This is a genomic window from Pseudomonas sp. GL-B-26, assembly GCF_019947405.1.
Lineage (GTDB): Bacteria > Pseudomonadota > Gammaproteobacteria > Pseudomonadales > Pseudomonadaceae > Aquipseudomonas.
In genome coordinates, this window is record NZ_JAGYGJ010000034.1 from 21,979 (window position 1) to 35,583 (window position 13,605).

Sequence of the window (13,605 nt, forward strand, 5' to 3'; positions counted from 1 at the left end):
TCCCCCAGCCCGTTAATTCAGATCCCGAATCAGCCGCCACGCCTCATCCACCGGCAATGGCTGCTTCATCCGTTCGGCGAGCAGCGCTATCGCACGCTCTTCATCGCATGCCACGGCGGCGACCACCAATCCCTCCTTGCCGAACAGGCCGATAAAGGGTGGATGGTCAGGGTCGCCTTTGAACTCGACCTCATCCCAGGTCGCGGCGTGGCCGAGGTAGTCGTAGTTTTTACCGAAGTGCCAGGTCCAGAAATAAGGCACGTCGAGGTAATGCTCGTCGCCGCCGAGCATGTTCATCGCCGCGATCCGCGCCTGTTGCTGTGCCAGGCGCCAATGTTCGATCCGTTGGGGCTGGCCGTTGAGCGGGAAGGTCGCGATATCGCCGGCGGCCCAAAGCCCATCGGTCACGCGCATCCCGCCGTCGACCTTCAGCGACTGGTCTTTTTCCAGGGGAAGGCCGGTAAATGCGCCGGTTGCCGGGCTGACGCCAATGCCGACCAGTACCAAATCCGCCGGTAAACGTTGACCGTTATCCAGGCGCACCGCTTCGACCTTGGCGGTTCCTTCGATGTGCGTTGCGTTGCCATCCGTATGAAACACCACGCCGTTGGCCTCGTGCAGGGCACGAATCGATTTGCCGACGGCCTCGCCAAACTGTTTGGCAAAAGGCACGGTGTGGCGGGCTAGAACGGTGACGTCCAGGCCGTATTGACGCAGGGAGGACGCGGATTCCATGGCAATAAAACTGTCGCCAATGATCACTGCTCGTTGGCCTGGTTTTGCCGAGCCCAGAATCCGTTGCGCCTGATCCTTCGAACGCAGCACGAACACCTGCGGCAGATCGGCGCCAGGCAGCGTCAGTGGATTAGGTGTGCCGCCGGTGGCGAGCAGGGCCGCGTCGTAACTCAGCGATTGACCATCAGCCAGGCGCAACGTCTTGTTCGCGGCGTCCAGGCTCGTCACTTCAGCGTTTATTCGCTCAATGCGCTGCTCTTGGTAAAAGTGTTCATCACGCAGCGGCGGGACTTCTTCCGGCGGCATTTCCCCGGCAATCACGAATTTGCTCAAGACCGTGCGGTCGTAACCGGCCTCGGTTTCACGGTCGATCAACAGCACCCGGCCACCGAAGCCCTTTTCGCGCAACGCTGCCGCGCACGCCGTGCCTGCCGCACCGGCGCCGATGATCAAAAAGGATCGCTCGTCATCCGCCGGAGGGGTGTGTGCGTCGGACATCGGTTGATCGTCGACCCAGACCTCGTCATCGCGCACTTCCAGCGGATAGCGCTTGAGGCTGTCCAGGGCCGGCGGTTCGCACAGCGCACCGTCCTCGATCCGGTACGCAGCCTTGTGCCACGGGCAGATCAAACGTCCGTGGCACAGAGCGCCGTCGGCCAGCGGCGCCCCGGCATGGGGGCATTCGCCCTGAAAGGCGCGTAACTGATCGCCCACCCGCAGCAGGACAATTTTCGTGTCTGCGATCTGGACCTCAAGGCCCCGGTTTTCGGACACATCGGCGAAACGGGCGACGCAGTGCAGTGCCATGATCACTCTCCAGGCAAGCGTTTCACTTAAGAGTTTGGCGCTTATTTGGAGGTTCAGCCAATTCCCGCTGCCACCGAATGAGCGGTCCGGCTATAGTTTGCACGCCGACGACGGCCCCACCCGCACAAGGTGCTCCGGTATGACCCGATTGACCTCTCTGAACCCTTGGCTGGCGGCCGTTGCAGTCGCCCTTTGCGTGCAATTTCCGGCGCAGGCCCAGGAGCGTTTTACCCTGAACATCCCTGGCGTAACCGACGATCGACTGTTCACCTCGGCTGCCGCCAGCGATGCGCCCAATTGTGGTGGGCACAACCAGTCACCGGCCTTGAACTGGAACGCCGGCCCGACGGGTACCCTCAGTTACGCCATCGTCATGCATGACCCCGATGGCGCGAAAGGCCAGGGTGTCGATCATTGGGTGCATTACGGCATCAAACCAACCACTCACCAGATTCCGGCCGGTGTCGGCGCCAAATCCGGCCTCGAAGGCGTCGGTGGCACGAACGTCAAAGGCACCACGACCTATGTCGGCCCTTGCCCTCCGGTCGGCGATAGCGCGCACCACTACATCATCCAGATTTATGCCCTGGACCTGGCACCGGACGCCTTGCCCGCTGGCCTTACCCGCGCACAGCTATTGGAAAAGATCAAAGACCATGTGCTGAGAAACAGCAGCGTAGTGCGGCGTTATCACCGCTGAAGATTCTTTTCACTGCGGTTTAACCCGAACCTGTCGGGCTGTCCGTCTCAGAGGATGAATGGATCAATTTCCTCCTGAGGTCAGCCCCCATGTCCCTCCCTCTGCATTTCCTCCGCCCGGCCGCCCAGGGTTTCGCCGCCGGGTTGCTGCTGGCCATTGCCGGTTGCGGCGTTTCATCCAAATCTGATTCCGCCTCGGCTCCTCCACCGGCTCAAGGTGCGCTGCCAGTTGAAGTACTGGTGCGCAGCGAGGCTGTCATGGCGGACACCTCGATGGCCAAGCGCAGTGTTCACCCGGCACCGACGGCAAGCTATGCGCCGCTGCCCGCGGGCGAAGCATCTCCGCAGGGATATCGGGATGAGCAACGGGAGCAGTATCAAGCGCTGGCGGATAACCCGATTCACAGCGTGGCCGAAGCGCCTGTCTCAACCTTCAGCGCCGACGTCGACACCGGTGCTTACGCCAACGTCCGCCGCTTGCTCAATCAGGGGCGCCTGCCACCGGAAGGTGCGGTGCGACTGGAGGAAATGGTCAATTACTTCCCCTACGATTACGCATTGCCCACCGATGGCTCACCCTTCGGCGTGACCACAGAGCTGGCGCCGTCGCCGTGGAACCCGCATACCCGATTGCTGCGCATCGGCATCAAGGCCTCGGACCGCGCGGTTGCGGAACTGGCCCCGGCGAACCTGGTGTTTCTGGTGGACGTGTCCGGCTCGATGGACCGACGCGAGGGTTTGCCGCTGGTCAAAAGCACCCTGAAATTGCTGGTCGATCAATTGCGCGAGCAGGACCGGGTTTCATTGGTCGTCTATGCCGGCGATTCGCGTGTGGTGCTGGAGCCGACTTCCGGACGCGACAAAGCGAAGATTCGTACAGCCATCGATCAATTAACCGCCGGCGGCTCCACCGCCGGGGCGTCAGGCATCGAACTGGCCTATCAGATGGCGCAGCAGGCGTTTATTCCCAAGGGCATCAACCGCATCCTGCTGGCCACCGACGGTGACTTCAACGTCGGCATCAGCGACTTCGACAGCCTCAAGCAAATGGCTGTGGATAAACGCAAGACCGGCGTTTCCCTGACCACATTGGGTTTTGGTGTGGATAACTACAATGAACACCTGATGGAACAGTTGGCCGATGCTGGCGACGGCAACTATGCCTACATCGACAACCTGCGCGAGGCGCGCAAGGTGCTGGTGGATCAGCTCGGCTCGACCCTCGCGGTCGTGGCGAAGAACGTGAAGCTGCAAGTGGAGTTCAACCCGGCACAAGTCAGTGAATATCGGCTGTTGGGGTATGAGAATCGTGCGTTGAAGCGTGAGGATTTCAGTAACGATAAGGTTGATGCCGGTGAAATCGGCGCAGGGCATTCGGTGACGGCGTTGTACGAAATTGTGCCCAAGGGCGAGAAGGGCTGGCTGGAGCCGCTGCGGTATGGCAATCCTGGGGCCGCTGCTTCCGAAAAGACTGGGGAATTGGCGATGTTGCGCGTGCGCTATCAGTCGCCTGAGGGTGGGAACAGTCGCTTGATCGAGCGGCCGATCACTGACAGTGCTGCGCCAGCCAGTGAAGACCTGCGATTTGCGGCGGCCGTGGCGGCGTTTTCCCAGCAGCTCAAGGACGGGCGTTATACCGGTGATTTCAGCCTGAAGGACACCGAGGCTTTGGCGCGCGGTGCGCGGGGCGAGGATCGATTTGGTCTGCGGGCAGAGTTCGTGCAATTGGTGGAGTTGGCGCAAAGTCTGCGAACCACGACCGCATCGAATAGTGAGCCGCTAAAAGGAGGCTACAACTGAAATGTCAGCGCCTGAATCGAGCGACGAATCGCTGCTGGCCCGTTATCGCGCAGGCGACGGGCCGGCGTTCGAGATTCTGTACGCCCGTCACCGCCAAGGGCTCTACCGATTCCTGCTCGGCCTGAGCGGCAAGTCCGAGCTGGCCGAAGAGGTTTACCAGGACACCTGGCTGAGCCTGATCCGCAGCACCAGTCAGCCACAAGGCCGGGCGAACTTTCGTACCTGGCTCTACCAGATTGCCCGCAATCGCCTGATCGATCACTGGCGCAAACACGGAATCCACAACCCCTTGCACGACAGCTATGACGAACAGCTCCACGCGCTGAGCGATGACGCTGCTGATCCCGAACAACTGCTGAGCCTGAGCCGTGACAACCAGCGCCTCGAAGCGGCCCTGCAAAACCTGCCCGCTGACCAGCGCGAAGTGTTCCTGCTGCGCGCCCATGGCGATCTCGACCTGCCGCAGATCGCCACCCTCACCGAAACACCGCTGGAAACCGTCAAAAGCCGCTTGCGCTACGCCCAGCAAAAACTGCGTCGGCTGCTGGCCGAGGAGGTACTGACATGACTGACGCCCGTCCTACGCCAGAAGACGAAGTGTTGAAGCACTATCGTGAACACGCGACCGGCGAACCACCGCCCCATCTCGACGCGTTCCTCCTGGCTGCCGCACACCGTGAAGTCCCTGTGCAGAAGCCAGGTCTGTGGAAACGCTGGGTTCAGGCCTGCCAGAAACCCCGTTGGCAAGTCGCATTTGCCAGCCTCGTCGGTGTGGCCCTGATGCTTGCACTGGTGCAACGCACGGAGGAGCAGCTGCCGAGTTACGACTTCGCCCCTGCACCCAAAGCTTCTGTGCCGATCGCCAAAAAAGAAGCCGCAGAGGTATCACCTTCGGTTGCTCGCTCGCTGGCTGCCCCGGCCGGCGCGATGTCCGCCCCCGCGCCTGCGGCGCCAATGGCCGATTTTGCCGCGCCCGCACAGAGCGAATCGATCAATGCTGAAATGGCTGATGAAGCGAAGGTCAGCAAACGCTCGGCGATAGCTCCAGCAAAGTTTATCGACGATCAATTAAGGGAAGTGATCCGCCTGCAAAAGGCTGGTCAGGCTCAAGCGGCCGCTGACCTGATGGCGACATTGCACAAACGCTTTCCCAAGGAAAATCTCACGGCCAGACTCAAGGATTTGCAGAAACACTGAGTGGTAGAGCGGTCAGTCATTTGGCATCGACACCCGAAAGCGCGCACTATCAGCCCATAGCCGATGCGTTGGAGGAAGTCATGGCGAAAAAAATCGACCGCATCGCCCAAATGCTCAACTGCCCGGTGAAGGGTCAGGAATTACGGCGAGCAGTTACTGAGAGTCGTAAGGAGTTTCTGCTGGCGAAGCAGGCAGAAGAAGCGCTTGAGGAAGACGTTCTTGATGATGAAGTGGTCGAGGACGAAGAGGATGATGAATACGACGAGTTTGATTGGACGACAGAATGAAACACCGCATTAAGCCCGATTCCGACCATGACACGGGCTCACAGCTTGATCGGTTCCTTACAAATCGCCCACAACACGGCCTCTATCGGTTGAAGTGCTTCGGTGCTGAGACTGCTTAGGGGTTTTTTATTGCCTAGGATTTTTCCGTCTTACCGGTCGAGTTTCTGTCAGTCTTGGTCACTACCATCCGTCTAGGCCCAGAAGAATCAGCTTCGGGAAGCCAGGTTCGTGATGCTCGGGCTTTCTTTGAACAAGCAGGAGTCACCCCATGAGCGTAATGAATTACAAAGGCTATGCCGCCCGAATTGAATACAGCGAGGAAGATGGCCTGTTTGTCGGCCATATTGCTGGTATCAGAGATATTGTTGGGTTTCATGGCGAGTCAGTACAGGAGCTTCGAGATGCATTTGAAGAGGCCGTGACTGATTATCTGGAGACTTGCGCCAAGCTCGGGCGCACACCGCAGAAGCCCTATTCTGGCCACCTCAGTCTGCGCTTAGCGCCGGCACTCCACGCAACTGTCGCCGTAAAAGCGCAGTTAGCCCACAAGAGTATCAATCAGTGGGTAGCTGAGGTTCTTGATCGTGAGGTGCATGCCTGACCACTGCCATTGCACCTTCCTGAAAAGAAGCCAGAAGGTGTAAACCTTATTCAGGACGCGACAACACCCACAAAAAAGCCCCAGACCCTAAGATCTGAGGCTTTCTCGTTTCTACGTATGGTGCACCAGGCGGGATTCGAACCCACGACCACTGCCTTCGGAGGGCAGTACTCTATCCAGCTGAGCTACTGGTGCAATGCGGGCGCCATGATACTCATATGCGCTGCGGGCGTCCATGCTGCTGAATCGCCTGCGTTTTTCCAAAGCGTAACCTGCGATTGCTACGTTGATCAGAAAAATTAGGCAAATGCGGCGTTTTCGTTCTTTTTTTCGAACAGGCTATTGTCCTTTACCCCCTTTGATCCTAGGATTCGTTTGAGATTTCAAACGCTCTTGTCTGGGTGCTGAACCGCACGAGTTTCAATCAGTGCGCTATTTATGTGCTTCAGCCCGGTGAATGATTTCCCTGACGGCAGCCTATAAGGCGCCTTTCTACAATCATAATTCGCTCCGCGCTTGCCGCGGTGCTGTTAAGGAAAGCCGACATGCAGCTTAAAGACACCCAATTGTTCCGCCAGCAAGCCTTTATCGATGGCGCTTGGGTCGATGCGGACAATGGTCAGACGATCAAGGTCAACAACCCGGCAACGGGCGAAATTCTGGGCACCGTGCCGAAAATGGGCGCTGCCGAAACCCGCCGTGCAATCGAAGCCGCTGACAAAGCGCTGCCGGCCTGGCGTGCACTGACCGCCAAGGACCGCGCGAACAAGCTGCGTCGCTGGTTCGAACTGATCATCGAGAACCAGGACGACCTGGCTCGTCTGATGACCCTCGAACAAGGCAAGCCATTGGCCGAAGCCAAGGGCGAAATCGTTTACGCCGCTTCCTTTATCGAGTGGTTCGCTGAAGAAGCCAAGCGCGTCTACGGTGATGTGATTCCGGGCCACCAGCCAGACAAGCGCCTGATCGTGATCAAGCAGCCAATCGGCGTGACCGCTGCAATCACTCCGTGGAACTTCCCGGCTGCGATGATCACCCGTAAAGCCGGCCCGGCCCTGGCCGCCGGTTGCACCATGGTGCTCAAGCCTGCTTCGCAAACTCCGTTTTCCGCATTCGCTTTGGCTGAACTGGCCCAGCGTGCCGGCATTCCTGCCGGTGTGTTCAGCGTGGTGTCCGGCAGCGCCGGCGACATCGGCAGCGAGCTGACCAGCAACCCGATCGTGCGCAAATTGTCCTTCACTGGCTCGACCGAAATCGGTCGTCAGCTGATGGCTGAATGCGCCAAGGACATCAAGAAAGTGTCCCTGGAATTGGGTGGCAACGCGCCGTTCATCGTGTTCGACGACGCGGACCTGGATAAGGCCGTCGAAGGCGCGATCATTTCCAAATACCGCAACAACGGCCAGACCTGCGTCTGCGCCAATCGTCTGTACATTCAGGATTCGGTCTACGACGCGTTCGCCGAGAAGCTGAAAGTGGCAGTCGCCAAACTCAAGATCGGTAACGGTCTGGAAGAAGGCACCACCACTGGCCCGCTGATCGACGAAAAAGCCGTGGCCAAGGTTCAAGAGCACATTGCTGACGCGATCAGTAAAGGCGCAACCGTTCTGGCGGGTGGCAAGGTCATGGAAGGTAACTTCTTCGAGCCGACCATCCTGACCAACGTGCCGAAGAACGCTGCTGTGGCCAAGGAAGAAACCTTCGGTCCATTGGCTCCACTGTTCCGCTTCAAAGACGAAGCCGAAGTGATTGCGATGTCCAACGACACCGAGTTCGGTCTGGCTTCGTACTTCTATGCTCGCGACCTGGGTCGTGTGTTCCGTGTGGCTGAAGCCCTGGAATACGGCATGGTCGGCGTCAACACCGGGTTGATCTCCAACGAAGTCGCGCCGTTCGGCGGCATCAAGGCGTCGGGCCTGGGCCGTGAAGGCTCCAAGTACGGCATCGAAGATTACCTGGAAATCAAATACCTCTGCCTGGGCATCTAAGCTCGAAGGGATAAGCCCGGCAAGGCATTGCTTCAAACGCAAAGGGCACGAGAGCGCTGTCCCTTTGCGTGCAACAAACGGAATTTTCTCTGTGGCCGGGAAAGCTGTGGCAGTCGATCATCGCATGCTGCCGTAGTTGCCTCCCCGCCGCATTTTCCTTGAACCACGCCGCCCGATGAGCGGTGAATGAGGACTTTATGAGCAAGACTAACGCATCCCTGATGAAACGCCGCGAAGCCGCTGTACCACGCGGTGTTGGCCAGATTCACCCGATCTTCGCCGAGTCCGCGAAGAACGCCACCGTGACCGACGTTGAAGGTCGCGAGTTCATCGACTTCGCCGGCGGTATCGCCGTGCTGAACACCGGCCACGTGCACCCGAAAATCATCGCCGCCGTGACCGAGCAGCTGAACAAGCTGACCCACACTTGCTTCCAGGTACTGGCTTACGAACCGTACGTAGAAGTGTGCGAAAAAATCAACGCCAAGGTGCCGGGTGATTTCGCCAAGAAAACCCTGCTGGTGACCACCGGCTCCGAAGCCGTGGAAAACTCCATCAAGATCGCCCGTGCCGCCACTGGCCGTGCCGGCGTGATCGCGTTCACCGGCGCTTACCACGGTCGCACCATGATGACCCTGGGCCTGACCGGTAAAGTCGTGCCTTACTCGGCCGGCATGGGCCTGATGCCAGGCGGCATCTTCCGCGCGCTGTACCCGAACGAACTGCACGGTGTGAGCATCGACGATTCGATCGCCAGCATCGAACGCATCTTCAAGAACGACGCCGAGCCGCGTGACATCGCTGCAATCATCATCGAGCCGGTTCAGGGCGAAGGTGGTTTCTACGTTGCACCTAAAGAGTTCATGAAGCGCCTGCGCGCTCTGTGCGACCAGCACGGCATCCTGCTGATCGCTGACGAAGTACAAACTGGCGCTGGTCGTACCGGCACCTTCTTCGCCATGGAACAGATGGGCGTTGCTGCCGACCTGACCACCTTCGCCAAATCCATCGCTGGTGGCTTCCCGTTGGCCGGTGTTTGCGGCAAGGCCGAATACATGGACGCCATTGCTCCAGGCGGCCTGGGCGGCACTTACGCCGGTAGCCCGATCGCTTGCGCCGCGGCCCTGGCCGTGATGGAAGTGTTTGAAGAAGAGCACCTGTTGGATCGCTGCAAAGCTGTCGGCGAGCGTCTGGTCACTGGCTTGAAAGCCATTCAGGCCAAGTACCCGGTGATCGGCGAAGTCCGTGCCCTGGGCGCGATGATCGCGGTCGAGCTGTTCGTTGATGGCGACAGCCACAAGCCGAACGCTCCAGCGGTAGCCGCTGTTGTGGCCAAGGCTCGCGACAAGGGTCTGATCCTGCTGTCCTGCGGCACTTACGGCAACGTTCTGCGCGTCCTGGTACCGCTGACTTCGCCGGACGAGCAACTGGACAAAGGTCTGGCGATCATCGAAGAGTGCTTCTCCGAGCTGTGATCTCCAGGCTCTGATCGATTTGTGAACTGATCGACAAAAAAACCCGCTTCGGCGGGTTTTTTTGTGTCCATGGAACCCATCGATGGCAAATGCGCTGTATCGAATGGCCAGCATTGACTAAGGTGCAAGCACTACTTTGGAGTGTGTAAATGACTGCTGTGGTGTTACCCGCTGCGCCGCGTGTGCTGATTGCCGAGGCCGACCCCTGGTCCCGCGACCTGCTCAAGCAGGTGTTGTTGAATGTGCGCTGCGACGCACGGCTGGATCTGTGTGCCGATGGTCAGGAAGCGCTGCACCTGTTGGCGGAAAATCCTTACGACCTGGTGATCGTCGACTGGGAGCTGCCCGGCGTCGATGGTTTGAATGTCTTGCGCAATGTTCGTCAACGCAAACGTAATCCACCCCTGCCGTTCATTCTGATGAGCAGCCGCAACGACAGCGCCAGTGTGCGCGAAGTCTTGCCCCTGGCGCCTGCGGCGTACCTGACCAAACCCCTGAGCATGGAAAGCCTGACCCACCGCCTGCAGGACTTGCTGCTGAACGCCGGTGAGGAGCTGTCTTGCGAAACGCCTTCGCTGTCGCCAGGCATGACGTTGTCGGTTTACCTGGAGCGTCGTCGTGAGTTTGCCGACGGTGCGCCGCTGATGACTGACGTGCAGTTGGCGGTCAAGCGCAGCCTCAATCCCAATGGCCTCGACCTGACACTGCTGCATGACGAGATCCGTACCGATCCGCAAGTCACCGCTGTGCTGATTGCTGCCGCCAACAGCGCGGCCCAGCACCATGGCGCCGCCGTACAAACCCTGTCCCAGGCGCTGCACCGCCTCGGCACCGGGCAAAGCATGAACCTGATTCTGGGGCTGGCCCTCAAGCGCAGTGCCCGACTCAGCGATCCGTTTCTGGCCGACTATGCCGAGCGCTATTGGGAGCTGTCGCTGCGCACCGCCGAGTATGGCCGGACCCTGGCGCGCTTGCTGGATCTGGATCAGGAGCGCTGTTATTGCGCCGGCATGCTGCATCGCCTCGGCGACCTTGCGTTGTTGCGGTGTTTGCAGGAGTGGAAGCAGGCCGGCGGTGAGCTGGATGAATGGGAGGAGGTTGGCGAGGCGCTGGCCGAGTTCGGCGCGGCCTATGGTTCGGCGCTTCGCACTCGCTGGCGCCTGCCGCTGGAGCTGCGAGAGCTGATTGCGGCGGTCTACCAGTTAGGTGGCGGGGTTTACTCCCGCGAAGCGCTGGTGATGAACATGGCTGCGCAATTGGCGCGACTGACCGAGCACGAGGGCATTGAGGATCTGGCGAAGAGCCGGACGGCGCGGTTGCTCAAGATCGGGTTGCCGGAAATGATGCGCCTGCGCAAGAAATAGGCATCACGCAAAAACCTGTGGGAGCGAGCCTGCTCGCGATAGCGGTCTATCGGCCAATATCAATGCTGAATGTCAGTCCCTCATCGCGAGCAGGCTCGCTCCCACAGGGGGATTGGGTGTTGACCTATCAGCCCACGACAATCCGGTTCTTGCCCTGATGTTTGGCCTGGTACATCGCCGCATCCGCGCGGGCAAACAGGCTATCGATGCTTTCGTCCTCGGCGGTGAGGCTGGTCAGGCCCTGGCTGACGGTGATGCCGAACGTCTGGTCGCCATGGCTGAAACTTAAGCGCTGAATCTCCCGTTGCAGGCGCTCAGCCACTTGCATGGCCATGTCTGGCGCACAGCCGGGAAACACCGCTGCGAATTCCTCACCGCCAACTCTCCCGAACACATCACCTCGACGCAACGTCGCGCGACCGCTCTCGGCGATTCGTTGCAGCACGTTGTCGCCTTCCTGGTGGCCGTAGGTATCGTTGATGACTTTGAAGTTATCGATGTCCAGCAGCAGGAATGCCAGCGGCGTGCCTTGGTGCCGTGCCTGTTCGAATTCACGGTGGGCGCAGTCGAAGAAGTGTCGGCGGTTGCTGCTCTGGGTCAGCACGTCGGTGGTGGCCAGGCGTTGCAGCTCGGTTTCCATCTGCTTCTTGTCAGTAATGTCTTCGGCAATGCCGACGATGATCACCGGTTGCCCCGGCTCGGCCTGACGGTTGATGAAGCACTTGTCACTGAGCCAGCGGACCTGGCCGTCGGCGGCAATGATTCGGTATTCGCGGTCTTCATCAGCGCCTTTGACCAGTACTTCGGCCAGGCTGCGTTCGGCATAGTCCAGATCGTCGGGGTAAATGCTGTCGCGCCATTGGTTGTAGTCGGACAGCAACAAGCCTGCGGAGCGGCCGAAAATCCGTTCATACGCAGGGCTGACATAGAGCACCCGACGGGATTCCCAGTCGAAGGCCCAAAGCACCGCGTTGACGCTCACCAGCAGAGCGCTGAACAGTTGTTCGCGTTCGCTCAGGCGCGCCACTTCGCCTTGTGCATGCATCAGCGCCAGCAAGGTTTGCGCGGCCTCGGGCCACTGCGGGAGGGATGAGTCTTGTAGGCTTTTATTGACCATCGACACAAAATCTCAAAGGGCGTGTGCCGCTCGAGGTTCGAAAGCGGCCAATACCAGAGCCCGCCTGGATGGCGAAGTGTCTTTGAGATAGGGGATTTGGAGCTTAGTTCCCGCCTTCTGTGGTGAGGGAGCTTGCTCCCGCCGGGCGGTACTGGCGACGCGTTTTTCAATGAAAGAACGCGTCGTCAGGTTTTGCGACTGCTGCGCAGCCGAGCGGGAGCAAGCTCCCTCGCCACAGTCAGACTGCAGCGGCGGGGCGCAGGGAGTAGGTTTTCAACTGATCGGCGAAGTCGCGCAGGGATTGAATCCCGCTGGCCTCGGCTTCGTGTACCCAATCCTTGATGGCGGCCAGCATGTCGTGACCATTTGAGCTGGTCTTGACCCAGATCTGCTGCAAGGCCAGGCGTTTCTCGTAAATTACCTTCAGCGCCTGACTGTGCTCGAGCATGGTCTGGATGCGAATGTGGTGTTTGTCATCCAGCAGGCTGGTTTCTCGCGAGAGCAGACGCTTGGCGCGGTGGAACTGGTGACGGACCGAGTGATCGACCTTTTCCAGCTCTTGTTTGACCAGCGGTGCGATCACCAATTTGCGGTACTGGGCCATGATCTGGAAGCGATTGTTGAGGATCGCCATGGCGGTGTCCATGTCCAGGTTGCCTTTGCCTTCGACCCGATGGGCGATGGGCGCGACCCGCTGAACCTTGGCCAGACGCAGGAAGCTGAAGACCTGGATCCAGGCCCAGCCGAGATCGAATTCCCACTTCTTCACCGACAGTTTTGCCGAATTAGGGTAGGTGTGATGGTTGTTATGCAGTTCTTCGCCGCCGATCAGGATGCCCCACGGCACCAGATTGGTTGCCGCATCGCGGCATTCGAAGTTGCGGTAGCCGATGGCATGGCCCAGGCCATTGACCACGCCGGCGGCCCAGACCGGGATCCACATCATCTGGATCGCCCAGATGGTGATACCGATGGTGCCGAACAGCAGCAGGTCGATGACGCCCATGATCGCCACGCCCAGCAGCGGAAAACGGCTGTACAGGTTGCGTTCGATCCAGTCTTCGGGGCAGTTCTTTCCGTAGATGCGCAGAGTCTCGGGGTTTTCCGCCTCGGCGCGGTACAGCTCGGCGCCTTTGCGCAGAACGGTGGACAGGCCCTTGATGACCGGGCTGTGCGGGTCATCGACGGTTTCGCATTTGGCGTGGTGCTTGCGGTGGATAGCGGTCCACTCACGGGTGTTCTGTGCCGTGGTCAGCCACAGCCAGAAGCGGAAGAAATGTTTCAGGCCGGCATTGAGCTCAAGCGAGCGATGGGCTGAATAACGATGCAGATAGACCGTGACGCCGATGATCGTCACGTGGGTCATCAGCAGGGTGACTGCCACCAGTGACCAGGGTGACAAGCCGAGAAAACCTTCGTACCACATAGGCTATTTGGCCCTCGATAAAGAAAATAACAGCCGTTGCATTATCACTAAGCTCACAGATAAAACCAGTCGCCCTTTCAGATAAGAGTGGCTGGATGTTTCTTTAAAC

At 59.4% G+C, this 13,605-nt stretch carries 12 protein-coding genes and 1 tRNA gene; 9 read left to right on the forward strand and 4 right to left on the reverse strand.

What is annotated here, in order from left to right:
* Nucleotides 1-12: 12 nt before the first annotated feature.
* A complete protein-coding gene (locus KGB23_RS20930) occupies nucleotides 13-1,542 on the reverse strand; it encodes an apoptosis inducing factor family protein (RefSeq protein ID WP_223432424.1) in 1,530 nt (509 codons plus the stop codon).
* A gap of 139 nt (nucleotides 1,543-1,681) precedes the next feature.
* Here KGB23_RS20930 and KGB23_RS20935 point away from each other — a divergent pair, with 139 nt between their 5' ends.
* The 6 genes from KGB23_RS20935 (at nucleotide 1,682) to KGB23_RS20960 (ending at nucleotide 6,126) form a co-directional block, all read left to right on the forward strand.
* Nucleotides 1,682-2,242: a YbhB/YbcL family Raf kinase inhibitor-like protein gene (locus KGB23_RS20935; protein ID WP_223432425.1), complete on the forward strand. Its 561-nt coding sequence runs from the start codon at nucleotides 1,682-1,684 to the stop codon at nucleotides 2,240-2,242.
* A gap of 89 nt (nucleotides 2,243-2,331) precedes the next feature.
* Nucleotides 2,332-4,041, forward strand: a complete 1,710-nt coding sequence (locus KGB23_RS20940; RefSeq protein ID WP_223432426.1) for a vWA domain-containing protein — start codon at nucleotides 2,332-2,334, stop codon at nucleotides 4,039-4,041.
* A gap of 1 nt (nucleotide 4,042) precedes the next feature.
* Nucleotides 4,043-4,609 carry an RNA polymerase sigma factor gene (locus KGB23_RS20945; protein ID WP_223432427.1) on the forward strand — a complete coding sequence of 189 codons (567 nt, stop codon included), beginning with the start codon at nucleotides 4,043-4,045 and terminating at the stop codon, nucleotides 4,607-4,609.
* Nucleotides 4,606-5,238: a hypothetical protein gene (locus KGB23_RS20950; RefSeq protein WP_223432428.1), complete on the forward strand. Its 633-nt coding sequence runs from the start codon at nucleotides 4,606-4,608 to the stop codon at nucleotides 5,236-5,238. Before KGB23_RS20945 ends, KGB23_RS20950 begins: the two co-directional genes overlap by 4 nt.
* Nucleotides 5,239-5,258: 20 nt before the next feature.
* Complete coding sequence (locus KGB23_RS20955) at nucleotides 5,259-5,525, forward strand: hypothetical protein (protein WP_223432429.1); 267 nt, start codon at nucleotides 5,259-5,261, stop codon at nucleotides 5,523-5,525.
* A gap of 268 nt (nucleotides 5,526-5,793) precedes the next feature.
* A complete protein-coding gene (locus KGB23_RS20960; protein ID WP_046047281.1) occupies nucleotides 5,794-6,126 on the forward strand; it encodes a type II toxin-antitoxin system HicB family antitoxin in 333 nt (110 codons plus the stop codon).
* Nucleotides 6,127-6,244: 118 nt separating this feature from the next.
* Here the strand turns inward: KGB23_RS20960 and KGB23_RS20965 are convergent.
* A tRNA-Arg gene (locus tag KGB23_RS20965) sits at nucleotides 6,245-6,321 on the reverse strand.
* Between the two features lie 350 nt (nucleotides 6,322-6,671).
* On the opposite strand from KGB23_RS20965, the gene gabD reads away from it, so the two are divergent.
* The 3 genes from gabD to KGB23_RS20980 all read left to right on the forward strand — a co-directional run bounded on the left by gabD (nucleotide 6,672) and on the right by KGB23_RS20980 (nucleotide 10,953).
* Nucleotides 6,672-8,114, forward strand: coding sequence for an NADP-dependent succinate-semialdehyde dehydrogenase (gabD, locus tag KGB23_RS20970; RefSeq protein ID WP_008148203.1), 1,443 nt, complete (start codon nucleotides 6,672-6,674; stop codon nucleotides 8,112-8,114).
* 197 nt (nucleotides 8,115-8,311) lie between these two features.
* A complete protein-coding gene (gene gabT / locus KGB23_RS20975) occupies nucleotides 8,312-9,589 on the forward strand; it encodes a 4-aminobutyrate--2-oxoglutarate transaminase (protein WP_033058568.1) in 1,278 nt (425 codons plus the stop codon).
* A 149-nt stretch (nucleotides 9,590-9,738) separates the two neighbouring features.
* Nucleotides 9,739-10,953, forward strand: coding sequence for a response regulator (locus tag KGB23_RS20980; protein ID WP_223432430.1), 1,215 nt, complete (start codon nucleotides 9,739-9,741; stop codon nucleotides 10,951-10,953).
* Nucleotides 10,954-11,080: 127 nt separating this feature from the next.
* Here KGB23_RS20980 and KGB23_RS20985 read toward each other — a convergent pair whose 3' ends face one another.
* Nucleotides 11,081-12,070, reverse strand: a complete 990-nt coding sequence (locus tag KGB23_RS20985) for a GGDEF domain-containing protein (RefSeq protein ID WP_223432431.1) — start codon at nucleotides 12,068-12,070, stop codon at nucleotides 11,081-11,083.
* Between the two features lie 238 nt (nucleotides 12,071-12,308).
* Nucleotides 12,309-13,496 (reverse strand): delta-9 fatty acid desaturase DesA, encoded by a 1,188-nt coding sequence (gene desA / locus KGB23_RS20990; RefSeq protein WP_008148210.1) that lies wholly within the window; start codon nucleotides 13,494-13,496, stop codon nucleotides 12,309-12,311.
* Between the last annotated feature and the right edge of the window lie 109 nt (nucleotides 13,497-13,605).